Annotated in this window: 14 protein-coding genes; 9 read left to right on the top strand and 5 right to left on the bottom strand. The window is 58.3% G+C overall.

Translation table 11 applies throughout. The annotated features are described in order from the left end of the window. Positions 1-128 precede the first annotated feature (128 nt). From JQ627_RS20335 to JQ627_RS20295, 9 genes are all read left to right on the top strand, one after another. Complete coding sequence (locus JQ627_RS20335; RefSeq protein ID WP_212485925.1) at positions 129-1106, top strand: type I restriction enzyme HsdR N-terminal domain-containing protein; 978 nt, start codon at positions 129-131, stop codon at positions 1104-1106. Between the two features lie 183 nt (positions 1107-1289). After that, a complete protein-coding gene (locus JQ627_RS20330; RefSeq protein WP_212485924.1) occupies positions 1290-6908 on the top strand; it encodes a sacsin N-terminal ATP-binding-like domain-containing protein in 5619 nt (1872 codons plus the stop codon). 233 nt (positions 6909-7141) lie between these two features. Then, positions 7142-7990, top strand: coding sequence for a TIR domain-containing protein (locus JQ627_RS20325; protein WP_212485923.1), 849 nt, complete (start codon positions 7142-7144; stop codon positions 7988-7990). Then, the gene (locus JQ627_RS20320) at positions 7987-8526 is read left to right on the top strand and encodes a hypothetical protein (RefSeq protein WP_212485922.1); all 540 of its coding nucleotides are present in this window, start codon (positions 7987-7989) and stop codon (positions 8524-8526) included. Before JQ627_RS20325 ends, JQ627_RS20320 begins: the two co-directional genes overlap by 4 nt. A gap of 701 nt (positions 8527-9227) precedes the next feature. Then, on the top strand, positions 9228-9776 hold the full coding sequence (locus tag JQ627_RS20315) for a hypothetical protein (protein WP_212485921.1): 549 nt from the start codon (positions 9228-9230) through the stop codon (positions 9774-9776). Between the two features lie 33 nt (positions 9777-9809). Beyond that, entirely contained in the window at positions 9810-10367 is a 558-nt protein-coding gene (locus JQ627_RS20310; protein WP_212485920.1) for a DUF2059 domain-containing protein, read from the top strand. A 28-nt stretch (positions 10368-10395) separates the two neighbouring features. Beyond that, positions 10396-10587 (top strand): hypothetical protein, encoded by a 192-nt coding sequence (locus tag JQ627_RS20305; RefSeq protein WP_212485919.1) that lies wholly within the window; start codon positions 10396-10398, stop codon positions 10585-10587. A 78-nt stretch (positions 10588-10665) separates the two neighbouring features. Then, positions 10666-11538: a HEAT repeat domain-containing protein gene (locus tag JQ627_RS20300; protein WP_212485918.1), complete on the top strand. Its 873-nt coding sequence runs from the start codon at positions 10666-10668 to the stop codon at positions 11536-11538. 9 nt (positions 11539-11547) lie between these two features. Further along, positions 11548-12366, top strand: coding sequence for a hypothetical protein (locus tag JQ627_RS20295; RefSeq protein WP_212485917.1), 819 nt, complete (start codon positions 11548-11550; stop codon positions 12364-12366). A gap of 330 nt (positions 12367-12696) precedes the next feature. Here JQ627_RS20295 and JQ627_RS20290 read toward each other — a convergent pair whose 3' ends face one another. From JQ627_RS20290 to JQ627_RS20270, 5 genes are all read right to left on the bottom strand, one after another. Then, positions 12697-13521, bottom strand: a complete 825-nt coding sequence (locus JQ627_RS20290; protein WP_212485916.1) for a thioesterase II family protein — start codon at positions 13519-13521, stop codon at positions 12697-12699. After that, positions 13518-18107: a non-ribosomal peptide synthetase gene (locus JQ627_RS20285; RefSeq protein WP_212485915.1), complete on the bottom strand. Its 4590-nt coding sequence runs from the start codon at positions 18105-18107 to the stop codon at positions 13518-13520. Before JQ627_RS20285 ends, JQ627_RS20290 begins: the two co-directional genes overlap by 4 nt. Continuing rightward, positions 18104-21433, bottom strand: coding sequence for a non-ribosomal peptide synthetase (locus tag JQ627_RS20280; RefSeq protein WP_212485914.1), 3330 nt, complete (start codon positions 21431-21433; stop codon positions 18104-18106). Before JQ627_RS20280 ends, JQ627_RS20285 begins: the two co-directional genes overlap by 4 nt. A 39-nt stretch (positions 21434-21472) precedes the next feature. After that, on the bottom strand, positions 21473-22066 hold the full coding sequence (locus tag JQ627_RS20275) for a hypothetical protein (protein ID WP_212485913.1): 594 nt from the start codon (positions 22064-22066) through the stop codon (positions 21473-21475). Between the two features lie 180 nt (positions 22067-22246). Then, on the bottom strand, positions 22247-23134 hold the full coding sequence (locus tag JQ627_RS20270) for a hypothetical protein (protein WP_212485912.1): 888 nt from the start codon (positions 23132-23134) through the stop codon (positions 22247-22249). Positions 23135-24607 lie beyond the last annotated feature (1473 nt).

Here is a 24607-nt window from a genome sequence, read left to right as displayed (position 1 = left end):
AGTCACTCGAGATCGCGTGGAGCTTGCGGCGATTCTCTAGAAGGAGTCTGAGATCCGCACGGCTGGTCATCCCGGACCATGAGCGCGACGGCACGAACACAAGTGTTTAGGAGCTTTGACTCGAAAGGTTGCGGACTGTGTTCCCTGATTTTGATCATGCTTTGCTGGACGATCCCGAATTCAAGGAGGACTCCGTTCGGGAGGTCATCATAACGCCCATCCTTTCGCGCCTCGGCTACACGCCTTCTGGCTCGGATCGCGTTATCCGCAGCAAAACTCTTGCCCATCCCTTCATCTATGCCGGTACAAGGCAAGTGCCGATCACCTTGATACCGGACTATACGCTGCTGAGCGAGGGAAGGGTTGTTTGCGTACTGGATGCAAAAAGACCAAGCGAAGATATCCTGAGCCGCAAACATGTTCAGCAGGCATACAGTTACGCCATCCACCCCGAAATAAAATGTGTGCATTTCGCTTTGTGCAATGGCAGGCAACTTGTCGTGTTTGACGTTGATAATGCAAAGCCTCTCCTTGTTGTGGGATATGATGAGTTCGAGGCGCGTTGGACTGATGTCGAGCGGTTTCTTGCTCCACGATTTTTGAGGTTTCCAGCTTTACGGAAATTTGCTCCCGACCTTGGTCTTGCCTTTTCACGATTGGGCTTGGCAAAGCACGCAAAGATTGTCTTCCAGGGCATGCAGCTCAATCTGTTTGCGCGTGTCTCAGACGAGCTGATGACGGCAAGCGCGAATAGCCTTTTCGCCGAAAAGGATCACTGCGTGAGTATTGATTTCCATCCACGCTTCCTTGATCCGATGCTTGCCGGGTTGCCGACTTCCCTCGCGGCCCAGTTCCGCAACGCTCTAAGCCGCGCGCCTTTCCAGGCCGCGGCTGAGATGGTCATCGAATTTGATGCCGAACTAGCACTCGGCGATGAAGTCGATAACGGGACCGAGCAGTTCATTCCGTTGGTCGTAAGGAAGGTCCTCGCTTCGAGATTCAATCATTCGCCGGACTGTCCGCCGGCGGCGGATATACCTCGGGGGGTATTTCGATTGCGGAGTGCGTATTCCATCGGGAACTCGACCACCACCGGAGGCTATTGAACGTGTCGTGGCGCGAAGTAGCTCGCGAGAAACGAGTCAAGCTAACGCGCTTGGTCGATGCTATGGCTGAGTTTCGTATCACTCGGTCGTACGTCAAGACAAAGCCGCGCCGCGGCGGAACGGGCACTGCTTGCTTGTTCAGCTACTTGCGATGTTTCGGGGCCATGGGCACATCGTCGTTCGATGAGGGAAGAGCAGATCGCCATCGTTGCTGATTCGAGCGATGCCGACGCGCAGCGTCGACGCCAGCCTATGGATGTGACGTCCCTGGGGCCGCGGGCGCATGTCGAGACGATCGCTAGGCGCAAGATCAAGGGCTTCCTGGGCACGATTGACGAGAACGGAAGGTATTACGACCCGGTCCACAAGCAAAACCAGAGTCTCTCTCAACACATTATCGCCGACTATCACGGCCGCTTTCTGATCGAACTGATTCAGAACGGTCACGACGCGCACGACCGGGAGCGCCGGGATGGCGAGATCGCGGTTCGCCTGGCCAGCGACGAGGGCCCGAGCGGGACGCTTTACGTCGCCAATAGGGGACAACCGTTCCGCGCCAACAACGTCGACGCACTGTGCGAGATGGGGCTTTCGAGCAAGCCGCCCGGGGAGGCCGTTGGAAATAAGGGCCTCGGCTTCCGGAGCGTGCGGCACGTAACGAACGAGCCGCAGGTGTTTTCGCGGCTCGTCGAGGGCGCGCCGGGCGACGCGTTCGACGGCTACTGCTTCACTTTCGCTCGCGACGCAGAGCTGGATCCGCTGCTACCTGACGAGACCAGGCGAAAGTTGGCGCGCTCGGACCTGCCCGCGTTCTACATCCCGCGCTGGCTCGAAGAGGTACCCGATGCCGTCGCGGACTTCGCGAGGCGCGGCTTCTCAACAGTTATGCGGCTACCGATCCGTAACGAGGCGGCTCTGAATGTCGTCCGCGACGAGATGCTCGGGCTGGCAAAGGCTGAGGCGCCGATGCTGCTCTTCCTGCGCCGCATCGGTCGCCTCGAGGCCGTGATTGAGGGCGAAAAGTCGGCGGACGCCGCCCTTTCGCTCGTGCTGACCCGGGAGGAAAACCCGCTGGTCGGGACGTCCGGGCCTTCGCTGGCTGATCTGGGCGAGAACGGGCAGTTTTGGATCGCGCGTGCCGAGATTCCCGAATCCGAGATGCAGACGGCGGTCGCGGAGGGCTTGGAATCGGGTGCACTTCCCGCGAGCTGGAAGGGGTGGAAGGGAGCAGGCGAGGTCGCGGTGGCAGTGCTTGTCGGCGAGGAGCGCACGGGCTTTCATCCCCGGCTCTACACTTTCCTGCCGATGGGACGCGGGGCGTCATCTCCGTTCTGGGGGCACCTCCACGGCAGTTTTTTCCCGAGTTCGAACCGGATGAGTCTAGATCCGGCGGTCAAGGTGAACGCTCTTGTGCTTGAGCACGCTGTCAGGCTCGCCTCGAACACAGCACGCTGGCTCCAGGAAAGGCTGTCGCGCGGAAAGGATACGGCCGTTTCGGCCGTCACGGCGGCGAGAGCTGCAGTGGACCTGCTGGTCTGGAAGACGCCGGCGAGCCTGATCCAGGGCGACGGCGAGGACGCCGGCGATAAGAAGGCCGCCGATTTGGGGGCGAATATGGCGGCGGAGATCGCCCGACGCTGGTCGGCCGCGTCGTTGGCCGAGGCCGAGTTCGTACCCTGTCTCGGGGATTGGAACGGCGATCCCCTGAGGTGCCCGGAATTCGGTCCCGTCCGCTGGTCCACGCCTGCGGCCGCGCGGAGACCGTCGGCCAAAGGCTCATTCTCGCTGGAGGTTATCGCGCGCTATGGCGGCCCCGCAGGCATCGAGTCGCTGTGGCCGGGCCTTGGACCGCGCCGCACCGATTCCTTTGCGGAATTTCTGCGCGTCCACTCCGGGGGACACTTCAAGGATCGTTTGTCGTCCGCCGAACGGGCCGAGATCGTGGAGGGGGTTGCCAGGGCGCTGGCCAAGGCGAAGCGGCACAGCTGGGCTCGGTGGCGCGCCTTCTACGGCGATCTATCGGACTTCATGGAGAGCGACGGCAACGCACTCGCGGGGCGGAAGATTCTGATCTGCCAGGACGGAAGCCTTCGGGCAGCCCGATCGAGTACGCCGCTCGAGCAGTTGCCGGGTGACTCTCCCAAGACGCGTCGTCGCAGAAATCCGCTCGAAACCTCCGTCTTCGTGCCACCGCGTCGTGGCGATGCCGAGGAGAGCATCGGCGAGGAGCTCTATCCGCCTTCTGCAGTCCGCGGCTTCTTCGCCTTCCTGCACGATGCACTGCCCTGGTACGACGACCTCGCGGACGCGCGTCTGTTCCTTGAGAAGAAGCTCGCACAGCCGTTTGAGAGCGAAGCGCTTCTGACCCGCATCTCGCAGATTGTGGAACGGGTCGAGGCGAAAAAGGTCCGGACCGCCGGTCTGCGCTGGGCATTCACGATCTGGCGCCGCTCGGTGGCGGTCAAGCGCACGATCACGCTAAGTCCGAGCTACCGCCTGTACGTGCCAACGCTCGGAGGCGACTTCATCCGCGCCTCTGTGGCAGTCTTTTCGTCGCCGTGGCCGGACCGCACCCTCGGCCGCAGGCTTCAACAGTTCCTCGAACTGGCGCCGAACGCATCCCGTGACATCAATGAAGTCCGGGCGCGTCGGATCGCGCCGCCGTCGGACCCGGCGTTCGGTATCAAGCACCTGGAGGAATGGACCGACTTCCTGACCGGCATTGGCGTCCAGCGCGGGCTTCAGCCCCGATCGGTCAAGCTCGAACACTACGTCGACGCATGGCGGGTCACGAGCTTCGCCTTCTTGAAGGATCTCGGCTTTCCGGACGCCGTTGGCTCATTGCTCAAGGAGGATATCACGAGCCGTCCCGGGGGCAGCATCGGCCTGCAGTCGTCGACCAGCTATGAGGTGGCTGATGCGCTCTGGTGGCTGCCCGGACAGTCCGAGGTCGGCGACTTCACCGACGATGCTCTTGATGCGTACGCGACGCTCATCGTCGACTGGGTCGGCTTGGTCGAGTACCAGCATCTCTGGATGGAGGTTCGTCACAGACATAGCTACAGGTCAGATACCCGAAAATGGCCAACCCCGCTCGCCGCGTTTCTGCGATCGGCCGCCTGGGTGCCATGCGAGGAACCAGTCGCAGATGGATGGAAGCGTCGACGCTGCAAGGCGGCGGAAGTATGGCTTCCGACGGGCTCGGACCGTTATCCTCCATTCCTTCGTCGTCCGTCGTTCAAACTGACACGCGCCCTAGACCGTGCGCCGGAGGCGGCGAACGATAAATTGCGCACGCACGCCGGGTTCAGGACATTTCAGGCGAACGAGAGCCTGCTTGATCAGGTGGGTTTTCTAGCGGAGCAGTTCGCCGGGGGCGGCGTCACCCGCTTCCACGAACGCGAGCTAGTCAACATCTATAACCGCTGCCTGGTGCGCCTGGCTGACCAGTACGGCGCGCCGGAGGCGGCGGCTCCACCAGGAAGGCCTCCGACCCGACTTCTCGTGCGTCGCCGTGGCGAACTCGGGTTGGCGAGCCTCTTAGGCAGCGGGGCGGAGACCGTGTATGTCCGCGACAGCGCGGATTCGATCGCGACGGGACTTGTCGAGGTGATCGGCGATCCGCTCGTCGACGTGCGCACCACCGAGCCGGCCAAAATCGGGACGCTCCTGCAGCGGCTCTACGAGAAGCAGATCCGTCGAACGTCGGAGCTGGCCTACGCCGTCCACGTTGGCGGTGCGCCGCTCGGGGAGCTCCCGCGCGGTGCGCGGCTAGTGGATCAGTGCCCGTGGCTCCGTCCTGTACTTGCCGTGGCGCTCGAGGCGTTGGATAGCATCGATCTCAACCGCCTGCCTGCGGACCGGTCGAGCATCATCCAGTCGCTGGACCGCATCGAGCTTCAGATAAAGGGCAGCGTGAGCTTCATGCTCGCAGATCGCAATGTGATGCCGTCCACGCCTCGTAAAGCCTATGCGTTGCGGCGGACCGATGGCGAACCTCTCGTCGTCATCGTGGGCGAGGGAGCGTTCAGCTGGTCGCATGTGGAGGCGGCCCTGCCGGCAATTGGCGACGCCATCCAGCATCCTGCAGTCGTGCCGCACATGAGGCTGCTGATCCGCCAGCTCTCCCTGGACGGGATTCCCGTCGATGATCGGCCGATTGGGCACGAGGATTGGATTCGTCTCTGCAAGGCGCTCGACCTTAGCGAACGGGCGAGCCAGGTTGCCCGCGACTCTCTCGGCGAGCGGATCCACCGTCAGCTCCCATGGCTACGCGCTATCGTTCATGTGGTCGGTCACGAGGAGGGGCTAAAGACGTGGCTGGACGGCGAACTCGCTGCCACCGAGGACGGCGCGGCCCTTATCGATCTCCTGCGCGCCTGCTTTCCTTCAGAAGCCGCCGTGTCACCCGCGAAAGTCGTTGAGGCCGTCAAGTTGAGCTTCTCAACTGGCGAGCTGCGGGAGCGGTTGGCGCTCGACTTCGCCGCGTTCAATGCGAGCCTCGTGGCGACGGGAAGCGCACCCGACGTTGACCTGGCGGCGCAAACGTCGCAGCTCGCGTTCTTGGTGGAGGATTGTCGTATCGCGATCGGTGATGCACTCAGGAATATGGTGGCCCCGACTGTATTCAAGTTCGAGCCGGATGAGCGTTACAAGAGTGCGCGCGAGGGTTTGTCCGACCTGCGACCGGATCCAGCCTGGTTGACGCGCTTCCTACGCGTGCCAGATGCACTGCTCGAGGAGCACGTGGAGAAATGGCTCGCGGCGAAGGGTGCCCCACCGATAGGAAGCAATCCTCATGGGCTTGAGGATGTGGCGGTGGTCAGGGCCGCGAACACAAAAGCCGCCCGGCAAACCGGGCGGTCAGCGCAGCCACTCGTTCGGGCCTGGAGCATCCAGCATGCGGTGCCAGTGCACGAGCTCTGGCGGGATCCTGTAACAGCGGAATCAGAACTGCGCCGGCGCCTCGACGATGCCGGGGCATTCGACTGCAGGGCTTGGAGCGACGGCGAGCTGCTAAGCTGGTTCGGCCGACTCGGGGTCTGGCCGAAAGGGATGGAGCTCACGCTCGACAGGGAAAGGCTCGGTGTTCCCGAGACTGAGGTCGAGGCCGCGGCGCAGAAGGCGCGTGAGGATCGCGAGCGTCGCGATCGCGAGGCCCGATCGCTGAAACTGAATGGCGAAATGCGTGATCCGCAAACGGTCGATTGGCTGAAGCTGTCTGAGGAGATTGCAAGTGGGCTTCCGAAGGCCGTGCTCAACAGACCTATCGGTACCTTCGCCAATCTCGGTCCCGCCGAGGACGCGCGGCGGCGTAATCGCGGTTCCGGCGGAGGGGGCGGCGGTGGCGCCTACCGTGGGATTCCGCAGGAGAAGAAGGACATGATCGGTCGCCTCGGCGAGCTGACCGTGTACCACTGGCTCAAGACGCGGCAACCTGGTCAGGACATCGACCGTTGCTGGGTGTCCGGCAATGCGACGCTATTCAACGGGCAGGAGGGTGACGACGGGCTTGGTTACGACTTCTGCATCAGCTTCAACAAGCAGATCTGGTACATCGAAGTGAAAGCGAGTATGGAGGACCCGTGCCAATTTGAGCTCGGCGAGACCGAGGTTCGCAAAGCGCGCGACGTCGCCCGCTCGAGGTCGGCGGAGCGCTACGTGATCGCCTATGTGGCGAACGTCGGTCAGACAGGCTCGACGACGGTCGACATTCTTCCCAATCCGCTCAGCCCCGATGCCGACGGGGTGCTGAACATTGCCGGTGACAGCATCCGCTACAATTTCAGCCGCCGCCGATAGAAAAGGTCACCTCGGATCTGCAACGTCGGCGAATAGGATGCGGCGCAGTCAAAGCTCGTTCCACATCGGTTCATCTCCAGTCATGCCCGTCGAAACTGGTCAGGTACTCGGGACGCGTTCGAGGTTTCCGCCTTGGATAACGTTGCTCACAACGATTTCGTTGGCGAAGACGACGATGTCGGCTATTCACAGTCTCGAAGCAGACGGCAACACGGATCGGTCAGGGGGAACGAATGGCTGAGGCATCCAACGACGGCTCCCGATCAAGCCCCTCTGTATTCATCAGCTACGCTCGATCCGATGCGGACGTTGCTGCCGAGCTTGCGACGCGGCTCGAGGCTGCTGGAATTGGCGTCTGGAGGGACTCACACGTCGCGCCTGGGGAGAACTGGGCGGCGGCGATCGAGGGCCAACTTCGGGCCGCCGACTACCTTATAATCCTCGTGACCCACGCAGCGTTGGCTTCCGACTGGGTGATGGCCGAGACCTCCGAGGCCATTCGCGAATACAGCGATAGGGCAGTGACGGTCGTTCCGGTGCTCCTCGAGAACGTGGAGATGCCGCTCTCCTTGTCGAGGATACAGTATCTCGATTTTCGGGGTGACAAACAGCGCGCCATGGACGCTTTGGTGTCGCACCTCTCCGCGAGTGTCGATATCGACTTATCAGAGTTCACGCCGCAGTCCTTTGAAGACCTCGTAGGAGACCTGTTGGTCGATCTGGGGTTCACGGTCGAGCGGGAACCCAGGGTGCATGGTAAGCAGTTCGACTTCAGGGCGAGCGTGCCGGTGCGTGATCCGTTTGGCGCCCTCGCAACGGAGCAATGGCTCATCGAGGCGAAGCACCACAGCAGCGGTCGGGTCAGTGTTCAAACCATCAGGGAATTTATCGGGTTCGCCCGTTCGATCAACGCACTCGAAAATACCAAGCTCGCGTTGATCACGAGTGGCCAGCTCACGTCCGCCGGCCGAGAAATCTTGAAGTCCACTCACCTGCGCGTCGTGGAAGGTGTGGAGTTGAAGCGGATCCTGCTGACGCGCCACCACTTGGTCGCCAAGCATGCGGACCGGCGGCTCAAATGAGCGACCCAATCGCGCTGCGCGCCCGCCTTAAAGCATGTCCACCAGGCCTTGCGGGCTGGAAGGAATTTGAGGACGTCTGCATCGAGACGTTGACCTACCTGCTGGTGCCGCCGTTGGCGGCACCAAAGATACAGCCGCGGTCGTATTCTCAGATTGACCGGCGGGACGCGATTTTCGCTAACCGAAACCACGAAGGCCCCGGTCATTGGCCACATCTCTACAAGGAACTCGGCGCTAGGATGGTTCTGTTCGAATTCAAAAACTACGACACGAGCGAAGTCGGGAAGGATGAGGTCAATCAAACCCGCAACTACCTGACCCAACCGATGGGGCGGTTGGCTGTCCTGTGCGTCAACAAGAAGCCAAACCATGCCGCTCACCTGAAGCGGAACACAATCTTCAGCGAAGAGAAGAAGGTTATTCTCTTCCTGACCCCGGATGAGCTGATCGAGATGATCGCGATCAAGGAACGGGGGGATGACCCGGCCGACCTCATCATGGACCTGGTCGAGTTGTTCTACATGCAACACGAGTGACCGGGCAGGGCGGGATGGCCTAGAGGCTCCTGGGCGCTGTGCCTCGGGGATACTCCAGAATTCTGCCCGCAAATTGCCTGCTCTGACTTAGGCAATGTGAGAAACGCTCTTCTCGATGCACCTTCGGAAGAGGCAAGACGCAATATGAAACCAGCGCGGTGCCAAGCCTTTGCGGTTCAGATCAAAGGGTACCTTAGCCGGAGGGCCGCTTTCGCGCATGCGGATCATTGTCCACTCGCCAGGGGACCGACAACGCTTGACGGTATCGGACGGAAAGGAGAGAGGAAGCTGTATATTCGGTTGCTTCGAAGCGCACGCGCTCACTTTACCGATTGACTACGATAGCTGCAGAAATAGCCATCTCTCAAAGCAACGCAAATTTTGTTGTGAATTCAAGATCGAAAAATTGCGACGGACGTACCGTCGGGATCTGTCCGTCAGCTTTGTGAGTTTGTGCTTGCAAATCAACGCGGAGATGTCGCCGTAAACGATTGAGTGGAAGTAGGGCGGTCGGCCGCGATCTCGCACTTTAGCGTAGGCTGGCGGTGTTATTTTCGATTCCTCTAGCATTTGAGGACGCCGACCGAAGTACTGTCATAAGTTTAGTCCGATCGAGCTCGGTAATCCACCGCGTCTTCGCTAACGGAGTATCGCAGCGCAGTTGATCGTAAAGGCGCGGCGCCCAGAGTGTTGAGCACCGATTGGTTTCGGCGAAGCGGACTATCGGCAACCTCGGCCTTGCCGGTATCGCCGGAACGCTGCCGGTCGGCGTTGTGATTGGACAGCTCGGTGTAGAGATCAACAGTGGTACAAAATCTATCTTTTCCGTCCTCTTCTTTATGTGGTCGGACTTCAGGAGGGCCCACAATTCTTTCATGCCTCAAAGACCGGCGATCGTTGAACCAGCTGGTTTCGTCCCATGTCTCGCCGGCTCGAACTGCGTGCTGGTGGCGGCCTGGATCTTCGATCTAGCTCGCGGCATGGTGGCAGGGCTCGCCGCCGCTGGCCCAACTCAGGCTTCAATCGTTGCCGGCGATGCTGTCGGCGAACCGCGGCAAGCCCGGTTGACACGGCTTAGACCGGCTGACAGCCCGAACTCAGTCATCAGCTTCAGAATTCCGGCGCAATCATTGGTTGACACGTCCAGAAATTTGCACAAGATACTCCGACCTCCGACTTCCAAGGTTGTGCAGACGCCAGTCAGTTTGGATTCTCCCGAACTACAGCTTAATGAGCATTGGCAAATTTAGTGCAACGACAAAACCTTAAGTGAAGGAGTAGCTATGGCTAGCGATCGACCCGAGGTGGATTTGCTACTTGCGAGCGGCAGTGAAAATCCGAAGAGAATTTTCGCGGCGTTGAATGTAGAGCCCACGAAGCCAAAAAAGGATGTGGTGATATCAAATGACGAAGCGCACGCGTTTATACGCAAGCGCTACGACGGCTTGAGTAGTTCTGAGATTGCGGAGGCATCAACGTTTCTTAATTCAGAGCAGGGAATCAAGCAGAGAGAGCTGTCAAAAGAGTTTTCTCAACTGGTGCCCCGGCTTCTGTCTGGCGCAACATCGATCAATGAAGCGCCAGCTTTGAAAGCTGAGAAAGTCAGGCAATTTCTCGAGGCCGCCGGAGCAATAGATGCGTTAAACTCAATCCCCTTGGGTGAGGCCAAACCCGAGTCGAGGTCGAGCGTTTGTCAGTACGCTATCAATTTTTACGCAGATAGGCTTTCCGAAGAAGAGCTGGATAGTCTAGTTACGCACTACTCTTCCGCGGAAGGGAAGGCTGCGGTTAAAGCAGCGCTGCGCTTGGCAAAGGATATCTTGCAAGAATACGGGATTTGAAATCGATTAATCTCAGAGGAGACTAAAGATGGCGAATGTCGAAACCCATTGTTCCAATAAGAAAATGGACGAAATTGAGAATCGACTGGCAAGCCTGCGCTTGCTTCGCGAAGAGGTATCAGTGTCAAGCGCCGGCGCTTGCTCGCTGGTGCCGGTCTTGGCTGCCATCGTTGAGGCGGCCGCGCTCGCCGGCATATCAAGCGCACCCGGCGGTCGCTGAACCTCGCTGCTAAGACTGCTGATATCGTGATTCACGCGCTGTATGAGCGCTTGCGTAATCTTGAGCTGGAGATGCGAATTGCCGTTCTTTAGCCACGATACGTGGAATGAGGAGCGCCCGAGCCGCATCCCAGCTTTAGGTCGCCTTTTCGAAACAACGAAAGGCTGCATGAGCGAAAATTTTTGGGACTATGACTCGTTCTTTGAAGAGTTTTTCAGCTCAAACTTCCTGTCAGAGTTTTTGCAGGGTGAGCTATCAAAGATTGCGAATGAAAAAGACTATGATGCGGTTCAATCCGACGACGAACTCGAGCTTGTGCTCGGGGAAGGTTTCCGGATTTCGATGGGAAAGCTAAAAGCCGGAACGTCCTCAGCAGCCAGTTACTCAGAGATAATTTGTTATGCCAGCGACTTCATGTGTGTCAATCTGGGCCCTTGCGCGCTTGACGTTGAGCTATTCAAGCTCCCAAGTGGATGTAATGTAGAAGTCTTTGATAGGTCTATTCGACCAATCGCTGTTGGTCGAAAGGACCAGGCAATAGGCGAAATTCTTAGGGCCCGAGCTGGAGTTGATGTACTTCGGTTCTCTCCTCCCGCACACGATACGTTCCAACTCTATGCGGTGTCTCTAAAGCCGAGGATGCCTCTACTTTGGCATTTTGACGCAATTTCACTGGACGCAAAATACTGTACGTCAGCTAACCTAATGTCATCTAGAGTCCAAACCGGAATTGACATTTTGGTCCGAATGGATCGGAAAGATGCAATTCCTGAGATTATCCAAGCCTCAAAATCGAAAGACCATTTTGTTAGATGGACAGCAATTTCGAGTGTCGTTTGTATGGACGAAGTCGAAGGTGTTCGCTTGCTGCGGGATGCACTGAATGATCCTCATCCGGACGTAAGTTCTGCGGCAAGAAAAGCTCTAGAGATCTTATTTCCAGGTAGCTGAGAAGTTGCGATGGCAATCACGTTTGGCGGCGATGAAAAGGGAGAGATCGAACTCCGAGACTTTTTGGAGCTGGTCGACAAAAGCAACGACGTGATGTCTCGAGACGTATTGATATCTCACGCGGGCCACCTACGGATGTTGTCTAACAACCGACAATTTCTCGCCAACGTGATCATAGGTGAATTGAAGAATATATATGATTTTCAGCCGAAAAACAATTACACGGCGCAAACGATAATGCTCGGAGGCGTCGCGGGTAAATTCTATGTCCGTGCCAATGTCTGGCTTCCAGCTAGGCTATTGCATCCCGTAAATTATGAGAGCGAAAAGCGCCTTTACTCCTTTGAGCGCGGTCATGACCACAACTTTGAGTTCATAACTGCTGGTTATCTTGGTAATGGGTATGAAACGCACATATACGATTACGATGGAAATTGCGAAGGCTATGTAGGCGAGAAAGTGGAGCTCAAGCTGTTGGAGCGGACAGTGCTTCATCAACACAAAGTAATGCTGTATCGAGCTTCTCGTGATGTTCATATTCAGAAGATGCCTGCTGACGACTTTTCAATTTCGCTGAATTTGCTTGCCCCGCCTATCCCAGGAAGCAAGCAGTACATATTTGATCTAGAGTCCCAGCGCATTGCATCGATATTGCGCGCCAATTATATCGGTCAGAGCTGGTTGATTGAAGCAGCGGGCTATTTGTGCAATGATGATATTTCAGACGTGCTGGCCAGCATAGCTGGCCGACATTGTTCAGCCGAAACTCGTCGTGCTGCTCAAAGGGCATTGGCCGTTCGTTATCCGGACTTATTTCCTGAGCGCTGAGTGCTTATAATCTTTCGGCGGACACCTTCTTCAAGACGCGTCTTGCCGAGCGCGGCACCCGACATTGTCCGGCCGAAGTCTAGCCCCTCATCATTGAGGCGCTCCTCGCAGACCGCTCACAACGGTAGACGTGGTCGCACGCGAGGCGTGTGGATTTTGCGAGTCTAACCATCCGTGGCTTACGCTGGTTTGTTCCATTTTACAAATGACCACCAAGAAAGGCTTGTAGCATGTGTGCGTTTCGTGAAGAGACGTTGGGTCTCGCGCCGATTTAGGATGGCAAGAGCGATGAAGGCTTTCTTAATCGTGGTGGCTCTTGGTCGACGACATTCATGTCTGGGTTTTAGTGCAGTGAACTGATCCAGCACTACAGCCATCGAATGGGGCGCGTGCATCTTGCACCGTCGACCTTAGATGCCGGTCAACTTCCCTCAACAGCGCTCGCGATTGTGTTTGCAGAAAAAAATGGCCGCCCGGCAGCATTCTGATCGTGAAAGCTCCCGAGGTGTGCTGTCGCCATTCTCGTAATTCGCGCTCGCCGACGTCGCTGTCTTCGGTTCCACCGAACGCCGTGACGGGGCAAGTCAGAGCTGGTTCCGGACGGTAGTCGTAAGTCTGGACCAGACGGAAGTCCGCGCGCAGGGTGGGTAGCATGAGGTCTATCAATTCGGGAAAGCGGTCCGCGTCGAAGTTCGGCGCGGAGATCCGGCGGAGTTCGTCAATGAATCGGACTCGCGGCAGGTCGAACAGCGGTGGCTTGGGGTCGGGCAGGTGAGGCGCCCGGAAACCGGAGACAAAGAGATGGATTGGCGCCCTGGCATTACTTCTGCGTAATTGTCGGGCGACTTCGAAGGCGACCAATCCACCCATGCTGTGACCGAATAGCGCGAAGGCCCGGCTCTCAAGCGGCCGCATGGCTTCCACGGCGGAAGTGACGAGGGTGTTGAGCGCGGAGAACGGCGGTTCGGAAAACCGAGCTTCGCGTCCTGGGAGACTAAGCGCATAGAAGTCGACTGATGGAAGTGATTTTGGCCATGAACGAAAGATCGCGTTTCCCCCACCGGCATAGGGCGCACAGATGAGTGCGACCGAACCAGCTGTGCCGCCGAGATGGTATAGTTCGACTTCCGCCTGCCGGCTGCCCGAAACGCTCATGATGCCGGAGCTGACTGCGCGTTTCGAGCTCTGACCGCTGCCTCGCGCGACAGGCGTCCGATGCTCTGTCCAGTTCCGCGCTGGGCCTCGCCTGCTTGCTGGTCCAACTTCATTGCCAAGGCTGCGATGGTCGGCGCTTCGAAAATGGCCCTTACCGGGATCTCGTTGCTGAACTCAAGATAGATGCGGGATACCAGCTGCGTAGCCAGCAGGGAGTGGCCTCCGAGTTCGAAGAAATTTTCTGACACTCCCACGCGCTCGATATTGAGGACGTCCGCCCAGATAGCCGCCAGACGCCGCTCGGTTGGGCTGCGCGGCGCGCAGAAAGTGCGGCCGCCGTTGGTACGCACCGTATCGGGGGCGGGCAAAGCGCGTCGGTCAACCTTGCCGTTGGGAGTGCGGGGTAAGCGGTCGAGCAAGATAATCGAGGCAGGAACCATGTATTGGGGCAGGTGCCGTTGGAGATGAGCGCGCAGATCCGCGAGCACACTCTCTGTTACGACGCTGGCGACGGGATTGGTGACATATCTTTCGCTGCTGCCGTTAGGACGGGCCTGCAGGGCAGGGAAACCGAACGAGCGGGACGGGCGTGACCCATCGCTGCGCCGGAACACCGCGTCGTAACGGCCATCGGCTCCCGACCGGAGCAATCCGATCGAAACGTCATAGCCGGTATCGCGGCCAAGGGACCAAAGGGCTTCCGGGTCGATACTGTCATCTTCCAGCGAGTCGAGGTGGCGCCGCAACTCTCCGACGGTTGCGAATGGCTGGCCAACAAGTAGCTCGAGTGCCTGCTGCGGTACGCTCGTTCGAGAATTGGGAATGGCGGTAATGCCTAGCGTCTCGGGACGGCTTTCCATCAATGTAGTGCGGATTTGATCGAGCGAAAGCGCGCCGGCCGTCCAGTCGATCCAATGTTCGGGGGCCGCCGCCTTCGGTGCATCCCCGCGGCGTAGCGTTACGTCGTAGCGGAACTGCATCACCTCGTTGACAAGCGTGCCGCGCTTCAAATCGATGGTGACTTGCGAAACTTCCGGTCCAAATCCGTGGAACACGATCGGATCGACGGCGAGTTCCCTTTCCTGGGCTACCTGGTTCTTGATGCGAGCCTGGAACAGGTCGACCTTCAGCGTGTCCGGTGCGTGGTGCAGTTCGACCGCAGTGTGAAACGCCGGTAGCAGCGGCAGGCTCCGCACGTCTCCTATCAATATGCTGCCCGTCGGAGTGGTCAATCGAATGGCGGCATTCAGGACCTCGGCGAGATACTCGACGCTCGGAAAATATTGAATCACCGAATTCAGGATGATCAGGTCGAACGGTCCCTTCACAACGTCCAGCTCATTCGCCGCGCATTGATGCAGGCGGACGCGCTTGTATTCACCAGGTGCCTTCTCTATTTCGCTGTTAACGTGATCGAGCGCGACGCGGGAAAAGTCGGTCGCCTCATAATATTCGCAATAAGGCGCGACGCGCAGCAGAATAAGTCCCGTACCGCAGCCGATTTCCAGAACACGTTTGGGCTCGAATGACATCACCCTGTCGACGGTTTGGTCGACCCATTGGCGCATTTCGGCAGCCGGAATGGGGGCACCGCTGTACGAGCTATTCCAGCCGGCGATATTGAACGAGCCATCTGCATTCGTGGTCTTGAGGTAAGTCTCGTCCCAGACGGTTTGCCACCGCGATGCCAGCTCCTGAACCGGGTCAGCGATGATTTCCCTATCGACGCCCTGTTCCGGAACGACGTAGACGATCAGGCGGTTGTCCTGCTCGTGAGACTGAACGACGGATGCGACGGATTCCCGGACCTGCTTGTGATCGGCGAGGATAGTTTCGATCTCACCCAACTCTATCCGGTAGCCGCGCACCTTGATCTGGTGGTCGAGCCGTCCAAGATATTCGATCTGTCCATCCGCGCGGTAGCGGACCTGGTCACGCGTCTTGTAAAGTCGATCGCCAAGCGTACCGGCAAACGGATTGGCAATGAACGCCTCCGCGGTCAAATCCGGCCGATTATGGTAGCCGCGGGCAAGGCCCTGGCCGCCAACGTACAGTTCACCTGGCACACCGATCGGCACGAGGTTGTGGTTCCGATCGAGAACATAAGCCGCGGTGTTCGCGATTGGCCGTCCGATCGGCACCGAACGAACTATGTCGGTTTGGCCCAGATTGCAGCACAGCACGTCGGCCGCAATCTCGGACGAGCCATACAGATTGAGGATCGTGGCGTCAGGCAAACTACGACGTAAGTCGGCATAAAGATCGTAGGCCAGGGCTTCGCCGCTCAGTGTCCAATATTTGAGGGTCGGCAATTCCGTGGCAAGTTCGATTCCGCTCGTTAGCATCGCCCGCAGTAGCGAAGGTACCAGCACAATCCGGGTGATCTTCGCCGCGGCTAGCGCCGTAACGAGTTTGCGCGGATCCTTTACCGTGGCATCCGCCAGAAACACGGTTCTGACACCCCGGAGCAGCCCGCCAAACATTTCCCAGATCGAGTCGACGAAGCTGAGCGTCGTCTTCTGACAAAGAATATCGCTTGGTTCGAACGGGTAATTGGTCCACATCCATTGCAGCCGATTGATGGTGCCACGATGCGGACCCATGACGCCCTTCGGTTTCCCAGTCGATCCCGATGTGTAGATGACGTAGCAGAGATTGTCCGGCGTGACGGCCACTCCCGGATTCTCTTCGCTATGGCCGGCAAAAACGTCTTCGTCGTCCAGCAAGAGCGTCTTGGCGCGGTGCTGCGGCAATGACCCAACCGTTCGGCGCTCACTCAGCAAGACCCTCGCGTTGCTGTCCTCGAGCATGAAGGCGAGGCGTTCGGACGGATAGCTCGGATCGAGGGGAACATACGCCCCGCCGGCTTTCAGAACTGCAAGAATTCCGACCATCATGGCAAGGCCGCGTTCCAAGCAAATACCGACCGGTGCATCAAGTCCGACGCCGAGTTGTCGAAGCCTGTGTGCAAGCTGGTTGGCACGGCGGTTCAGCTGCTCGTAGGTCAATTCCCTGTCGTCCATCACGATCGCCGTCGCGAGGGGGCTGCGCGTCACCTGCTCCTCGAACAACCGATGGACGCTGGCTGCTGGTGTGTCGGCCGAGGTCGCGTTCCATTCTATCAGCAGCTGACGCTGTTCGGCTCCGCTCAGCATCTGTAGGGCGGACAAGTTAGTTTCAGGAGCAGCGACGATACTCTTCAACAGGGTACGGAAATGCATTGTCATGCGTGCGATGGTGGCAGCATCGAATAGATCGGTGCTGTATTCTACATGCCCGCTCAAGCCGTCCGGTCCGTCCCATATATTGACGGCAATGTCGAAGATGGCCATCCCGCGGTTGAGGTCGATGGTCGCTTCGCCACCCGCCGCATTAGGGGAACCACGGTCGACTTGCGCCGAGAACAGCTGAAAGCTTACTTGGAAGAGCGGATTGCGGCCGAGGTCTCGCTCGGGTTGTAGTTCCTCAACCAGTTTCTCAAATGGTAGCTCCTGGTGCGCGTAGGCGTTGAGCGCCATCTCTCGTATTCGCTGGAGTAGCGTGCGGAAACTGGGATCGCCGTCCAGGTCAGCGCGCAATACCAGCGAATTGATGAAGAAGCCGATCAAGTCCTCCAATTCCGCGCGGTCGCGGCTTGCGACATAGGAGCCTACGACGATGTCGTTCTGCCCGGTGTAACGATGAAGCAGTACGGCAAAGGCGGAGAACAGCGTCATGAACAGCGTTGCGCCTTCCCGCTGGCTGAGCGTGCGCAGTGCGTCCGTCAGTGCGTGAGGGATGACGATTTCCTGAAATGCACCCCGGTAGCTCGCCACTGTCGGTCGCGGCCGATCGGATGGCAATTGCAATACGGGCATGCCGTCCAGTTGTTGCCTCCAATATGCGATGAGTTTGGCGAGTCTCTCGCCTTGCAGACGTTCACGCTGCCAGACTGCGAAATCGGCATACTGAATAGGCAGCTCGGCCAGAGGTGAAGGACGATTGACGTAATAGGCATTATACAGCGCAATCAGTTCACGCCAGAAAACGCCCAACGACCATCCGTCCGAAATGATGTGGTGCATTATGAGGAGAAAGACATGTTCTTCCTGATCGCGTCGCAGCAGTGCGGTGCGCAGCAACGGACCCTTGGCAAGATCGAACGGACGTTGGGCCATTTCCGTTCCCAACCGGACCATCTCGGCATCCTGTGCCTCCTTGTCGAGAGGACGAAGATCGATCACGGCGAGAGGCAAGGTAAGTGCGGGAAGCACAACTTGCACTGGTTCGCCGCCGATGGCATCGAACACCGTCCGCAACGCTTCGTGGCGCCGGATGATTTCGTTGATCGCGCGTTCGAGCACGGCGGCGTTGACCGCCACATTAAATGGCACTGCAAGAGGAAAATTATAGAAGGCGCTGGCGGGCTCGAGTTGATCCAGAAACCAAAGCCGACGCTGTGAAAATGAGACGGGAAACGCGTCGTTTCCGTTGATCTGAGTGGCTTGCAGCGGGATGCCGCCCGTGGTGTCAACATCGATATTTTCCTGCTTGAGCAAGAGCTCCAGCAGTTCGCGCTTTTCGGCAGAGAATGGTTGGACGCTCACGTACGAACCTCGTGATCGGTGGTCAATGCGCCTCGGGTGAGTATTGTTTTGACTTCCTGATCGGTAAGCTTGGATAAGGAAGTGACAAGCTTCGCGATTCTTTCGATGGCAGCCGGGTCCGCTGAACTATTTATCAGGCTGGCGGCAAATCCGGCCGGTGTCGGCGAACGAAATAGTGTCTGAAGGGGAACCTCGACCTTCAGGCGATCGCGGACGCGGGAGATCAGCCGGGCGGCGAGAAGCGAATGCCCTCCGATTTCGAAAAAATTGTCGTCGATGCCGACGGCTTCAATATCGAGGACTTCGCCCCAAGCGCCGACGAGAACTTCCTCGATCGCACTCCTGGGCGCGACGACGACCTTTTCTTCCCTGTCGCGCGCCCCCGCGAGCGAAGGCAATGCATGCCGGTCGATCTTTCCATTCTGGGTTTGCGGCAGTTGAGCCAGAACGATGAAGTGCGCCGGCATCATGTAATCCGGCAGGCGGGCGCGCAGATGAGTTCGCAGCGCGTCTATCAGTTCCTGCCGGGCGGAAACTGCGCTGCCATTGCCGTTCAGCGCCGACTTCTGGCGGGGCACGACATAGGCAACCAGACGGTTGCTTTCGCCAGCGCGCGTAACCACCGTCACGATGGCGTCGCTGACATCCTTATGCTCTGCCAAGGCGACCTCGATTTCACCGAGCTCGATGCGAAATCCACGGATCTTGATCTGAGCATCGGTCCGGCCGAGGTATTCGAGCATTCCATCACTGCGATAGCGGACGAGATCTCCCGTTTTGTAGAGCTTCTTGCCCGCGTCGCCAGGAATGGGACTGTCGATGAACGCCTCCGCGGTCAAATCCGGCCTGTTGTGGTAGCCGCGGGCTAGGCCCTCGCCGCCGACATAAAGTTCGCCCACGACGCCGATCGGTGCCGGGTTACGATGACGGTCGAGAACGAATATCCTGGTGTTGGCAATCGGACGACCGATGGATGGCTTCAATCCGTGGTCCGTGCCCAGCGCACACGACGTCGCGACGACAGAATATTCTGTCGGTCCATAATTGTTTACGGTGATGAAATCGTTGCCAGGCGGTACGGCGCGCGTAAGTGTGTCGCCGCCGATAAGCAGGTAACGCAGCTGAAGGCCGACATGCGCCGGATCTTCCAGTACCATCTGCGCCAGAGGTGTTGGCAGAAATCCAATCGTGATTTTCTTTTCGATCAGGGCTTTAATTAGCTCGCGTGACGACGTGCGGATTTCGTCGGACACGATATGGACGGAAGCTCCAGCTGCCAGATAAGGCCAAAGCTCCCAGCCGCACGCGTCGAAGGCAACGGAAGCGACCTGGCTGGCGCGGTCGGCGGGCGAAATTCCAAAAGCCTCGCGGTGCCACGCGACGAGATTCATCAAGCCGCGATGCGGGATTGAGACGCCCTTGGGCTTGCCGGTCGAGCCCGACGTGTAGATGACATAACAGAGGTCATCGGGCGACACGCGACAGCCGAGATTTGTGTCGTCGTATCCGTCGAAGTTGGCATTGTCGTCGAGCAAAACAAGCGAAGCGGCCTTTATGTTCAGGTGAGTGGAGGTGGAGAGTTCGCTCAGAACGATGCTTGCGTCGCTGTCCTCTAGCATGGTGGCAAGGCGATCCGGCGGATAACCGGGATCGAGCGGCACGTACGCGCCGCCGGCCTTGAGAATGGCAAGAAGCCCAACAACCATCGAGGTGCCGCGCTCCACACACAGACAGACCAGTTTGCCAGGTCCGACGCCAAGTGCGTGTAAACGGTGGGCCAGCCGATTGGCTCGTCGGTTCAGATCCCCATAGCTGAGTGTTTTTTCGCCCTCGGCAACGGCTAATGCGTCGGGGATTTGCGATGCCCACTGTTCGAACAGTTCATGGACGCACGATTGAGGAACGGCGGCAAGGGTATCGTTCCATTCGACAAGAATTTGCTGCTGCTCGGCATCCGAGAGCAGCTGCAGCCGCGATAACTTGGCGTCGGGATTAGCGGAGGCGCTCCTGAGCAGCGTTCGAAAATGACTGGCGAGGCGCGCAATCGTCGAGGCGTCGAACAGATCGGTGCTATATTCTAGGTTACCGCCGATTTCGTCGGTAGCTTCCCAAAGATTGACTGCAAGGTCGAAAATCGCCGAGCCGCGATTGACGACGATTGGTGGCGCATCTGCAGACTGTATACCTCGGGATCGCTCGCCAGGTGCGGAGAACAGCTGAAAGCTGACCTGGAACAGCGGATTGCGGCTTAGATCGCGCTCCGGCTGGAGCTGTTCAACGAGTTTCTCGAATGGCAATTCCTGGTGCGCATAGGCGTCCAGTGCGAGTTCGCGCACCCGCGCCAGCAGGTCGCGAAAGCTGGGATCGTCGGATAGATCAACGCGCAGAACGAGCGAATTGATGAAGAAGCCGATCAGTCCTTCGAGTTCCTTGCGGTCGCGGCTTGCAGATGGCAGACCAATAACGATGTCGTCCTGTCCGGAATAGCGTTGCAACAGGACGGCGAACGCGGCCAACAGTGTCATGAAAAGCGTAACACCCTCGCGATGGCTAAGCAACTTCAGCGCGCCGGTCAGCACGCGAGGCAACGCTAATTCCTGGAATGCGCCGCGATAGCTGAGCATCGGCGGCCGCGGCCGGTCAACCGGAAGCTGCAGCGTCGGCAGTCCGTCCAGCTTTTTGTGCCAATAGGTGGACAATTCGAGCAAGCGGTCGCCCTGCAGCCTCTCGCGCTGCCAGACGGCGAAGTCGGCATATTGTATCGGCAGTTCTTCGAGTGGCGAGGGCAAACTCATGTAAAATGCATTGTAGACCACAATGAGCTCGCGCCAGAACACGCCGAGCGACCAACCGTCGGAAATAATGTGATGCATCACGAGCACGAAAACATGGTCCTGAACGCCGCGCCGAAGCAGGGCGGTGCGCAGCAGCGGGCCTTGCGCGAGATCGAAGGGACGCTGCGCCATCTCGGCCGTCAACCGCGTCGTCTCGGCAGTTTGCTCATCCTTTGAAAGGGCACCTAGATCGATGACCTCAAGCGGCACGGCGAGCGACGGACGAACGATCTGCTTCGGCTCGCCATCAATAGCGTCAAAAACAGTGCGCAGCGTTTCATGACGGTTGACGATCTCGTTGATGCTGCGCTTGAGCACGGCAGCGTTGACTGCAACGTTGAAGGGCACGGCGAGCGGTAAATTGTAGAACGTATTGCCCGGCTCGAGCTGGTGAAGAAACCACAGGCGTTGCTGGGCAAAGGACAACGGGAAGACGTAATCGGTTTCGGCTACCGCGCTTCCGCTGGTTGTTTCCGCCCCTGTCAACGCCACACGCGCTACTCCGGTCTAGCCGCCAAGCGGTTGTTGCAGTCAGCCAGTATTGGCCGCGTCGCTGCTGGGGGTGCCACTCATGGTCCGTAGTCCCTGATAGAGCATGGAAAGCGCGGGGACACTTGCGGAATTGACGTCGGCCCTCAGCAGAGCATTCTTGAGCGAATCCGCCATCTCCGCATTGTGCTGCCTGATATCGCTCTGCAGTTTGTTCCAGATTTCGTTCACGGCTTGCGCATAAGTCGTGGCGGCGTCTGCCAGCGTTTTCTGATCGACAGCTCCTTTTTCATAACTCGCCATCGCAAAGCTCTTGTGTGCGTCCGCGGCGGCGGCCGCGTCGGCTGGGACCCGAAGGAGTTCCTTCCAATACTTCAGCGTGGGATCCGGACTCGATCCAGCCCGGTCCTGGATGGTCTCCAGATAGGTTAGGTAGGCCCTTGTTTGCTCGAGTTGCGCGTTCAGGTTTGCCGAATTGACTTTTTCCACATACGAGGAATAGGCCTCCTGAAGTTGCTTGTTAGCGTCTTCGACACTGGAGGGGGCAGGGGGGTTTTGGTCGCTGGCTGGATTTTCTGTCGACGCCGAGGCCGGCCCGGCTGATGATTTACTGCGGGGCTGCTTTGGAATTTGCATGTCAGTCTCCCTTCAAATCTTGTTGTGTAGAAATTCCTCGAACAGTGCCTCGAGCAAGAGCTCCGACATCCAGTTTCTATCTTGTCTTCCCATCGACCGCGGCCAAGCAACTTAAACTTTTGCGTCAACAAGCATCATTACGGGTCGAGGCGGCCGCGGCGCGGCGTTCGTCATCTCCGGCTACAGCCGCGGGCGCATCAATTGAGCGCTGGCAAAGTCGGATCCGACGGTAACGTTGCTTTTCAGCCAATTGGGGTAGGCGATCTTTCGACGCTCTCGCCGGCTGCCGACCCTAGGTCGGTCGCGATACGTAAGCGTAGCGCCCGGCGCCGTGACCAGGGTCCACCCGGTGCCGGCGGATAGATTTCGGCACATCGCATATCCGCCAGGAAGCAAGGCAAAGGGCTGCTTGATATGTTGTTTGAAGTCAAACGGACCGGCGCCGCCTGCGCGGTTCGCGTCAAACCAGGCCGGCAAACAAAAGTCGGACACTAATTGATCTCCAATCAGATAGCCGAACTGGTCAGACTGGCACGCGTCGCAATTTTCGTAGGCGTAGAGGTACGTTCCAAAAGCGGTTGGCGCCAGCGCAGTCAGGCAAATGAAGGGGTCCGAGAGCATTTCGAGAATTTCGTGACTAAGCAGGGTGGTCCAGGCTTGTCCGGATTTTTTGGAACTCTCGACAAAGACTTTGCCAAGGGGAAGGCCTTGGGATGTCAAATCATGGTACCCAAGCGCCGCCCCAAGGTCGGAATTGTCCATGATCACAATCCACCACGCACCGGTTGGCGGCGGACCGCCCGGGACGACCACGGCTAGATCCGCATCTACCTGCCATGCCGGCGCGAAGTCGCGATGCACCTGGACTTGCAATGCCGCAGTCGCAGCAAGCACCTCGTCCTGGCTAACGAGGGTGCTGGCATTGATGACAGCAAGCGGCAATGTAAGCAAAGTTGGTTTCCCTTCTTGATACATGCCTTGGCAGCCCCACGACACGTCGCCGATTAACGCGGCGGTCCCGGAGGTTTGCTTACCATTAGATAACAGAACTGGCAGAAAGACAATCATAGATTGAGAGACTTAACGTCACTGCCTTAGAAGATCGGTCAAACGCTGGACAACCAAGCGCCGACGTTCGGTGGCGCCGCACCAAAGTAACGTCTTCGTCCACGAGGCGCTCGAACCACAACCAGGTGCACGAGGGTGTCCGCTGAATGATCGCCAGCCTACCCTCGAGGCCCCGCCATTGGTTCTTGCCCTGCTTGGCCGAATTTGGTCAGCGTTGTCACGGCCTTGATCCTGACAAGCGCTTGGGCCGGCTTGGAGCGGGTCGATAGATTTATGGCGGGCCGTCCACCTCCGCGATGGGAGGCGCAGTTGTGGCTAAGCCACGAGTGAAGACGTGCAGAGATTGTTGAAATTTGCGATTATGGGGCATGCTGACCTGCGTTTTTCGCGCGCGCTGCTACGCTGCACTAACCCGCCGGCGAACCGCCTGTTGGACATCCACCTCCATTGAGTTAAGCGGAGTGTGCAACAGACCAGATCTACACGAATGAACCTACGCCGCTCTAGCCCATAACCGCCGGCTGCCCTATTTCGCCCGCTCAATCATATCGGACCTCCACGAGAGCTGGGCTCAATCGATTAGAGTAGTGTTGCGATAGCGCTTAGGCGTTCGCCACGAGGGTTACTCTATTGCGGCCGTGTCGTCGGCATCAAGGCGCGACCGCGGAGGCTTACGCTGATTTATCAATGCCTTTGAACACCGGAACGCCCCGACCCAACGTGTGTCGTGGCCGCGGAGCATCGGCAGCATGGTGGGCCCAGAGGCATACCGAGCATGAAGCGTCGACCGATTTCTCGTTCTTGCTACAGCATGTCAGCAGACGACACCGATTCAGATGATCAATTTGACCGAGGCGGGCTAGATCACGCGCGACTTCTGGCGTTCCGGGCACGGCTACCGCTGGACGTCGGGCTCGTATAGCTCAACCGCGGCACCATGCCACACGGTTGGGTAGCAAACATCCGGGTATAAGTATGACCTTACTTTAGATTGCAGCTCCTCCGCTCGACAAGCCGAAAAAGCTCTAGTGGAGAGGAGATTTGGTTTAATTTTCGCAAGTGCAATACTCGGCCATGCCGTAGTTGTTCGCCGGCTGGACAACACAAAGTACGTGCAGCGCGAAACTGTTGGCCTTTAATTGGCACCGAATTGCGCAGGGATCGCAGCAAACTCCGGTAACGGCCGAGCTTATTCGTCAATGTATTAAGGGGGCTCAGGTGGTGCGCTCTCTATTGATGATATTGATCTTCATCGTTTTATCGAAACCTACTTTTGCTGACGACTGGGTTTCTAAAGTAACGCAGGATAGTTACGGCGACACCAATGTTGTCCTATTGTATTCTGTCGGGCCTACAACCTGAGAAGAGAAGTTCATTCCCAAGATCATTTGGGTCTTCGTGCCTACGGACGGAGTGAAATAATCATTTAAAGGAGGAGGCGATGGTTCTGCAACGTCGTTGTGCTACGCACCA

It is taken from the genome of Bradyrhizobium liaoningense (assembly GCF_018130785.1).
Taxonomy (GTDB): Bacteria; Pseudomonadota; Alphaproteobacteria; order Rhizobiales; family Xanthobacteraceae; genus Bradyrhizobium; species Bradyrhizobium liaoningense_A.
The sequence above is the reverse complement of the archived record's forward strand: the minus strand, read 5'-3'. Positions and strand labels throughout refer to the sequence as shown.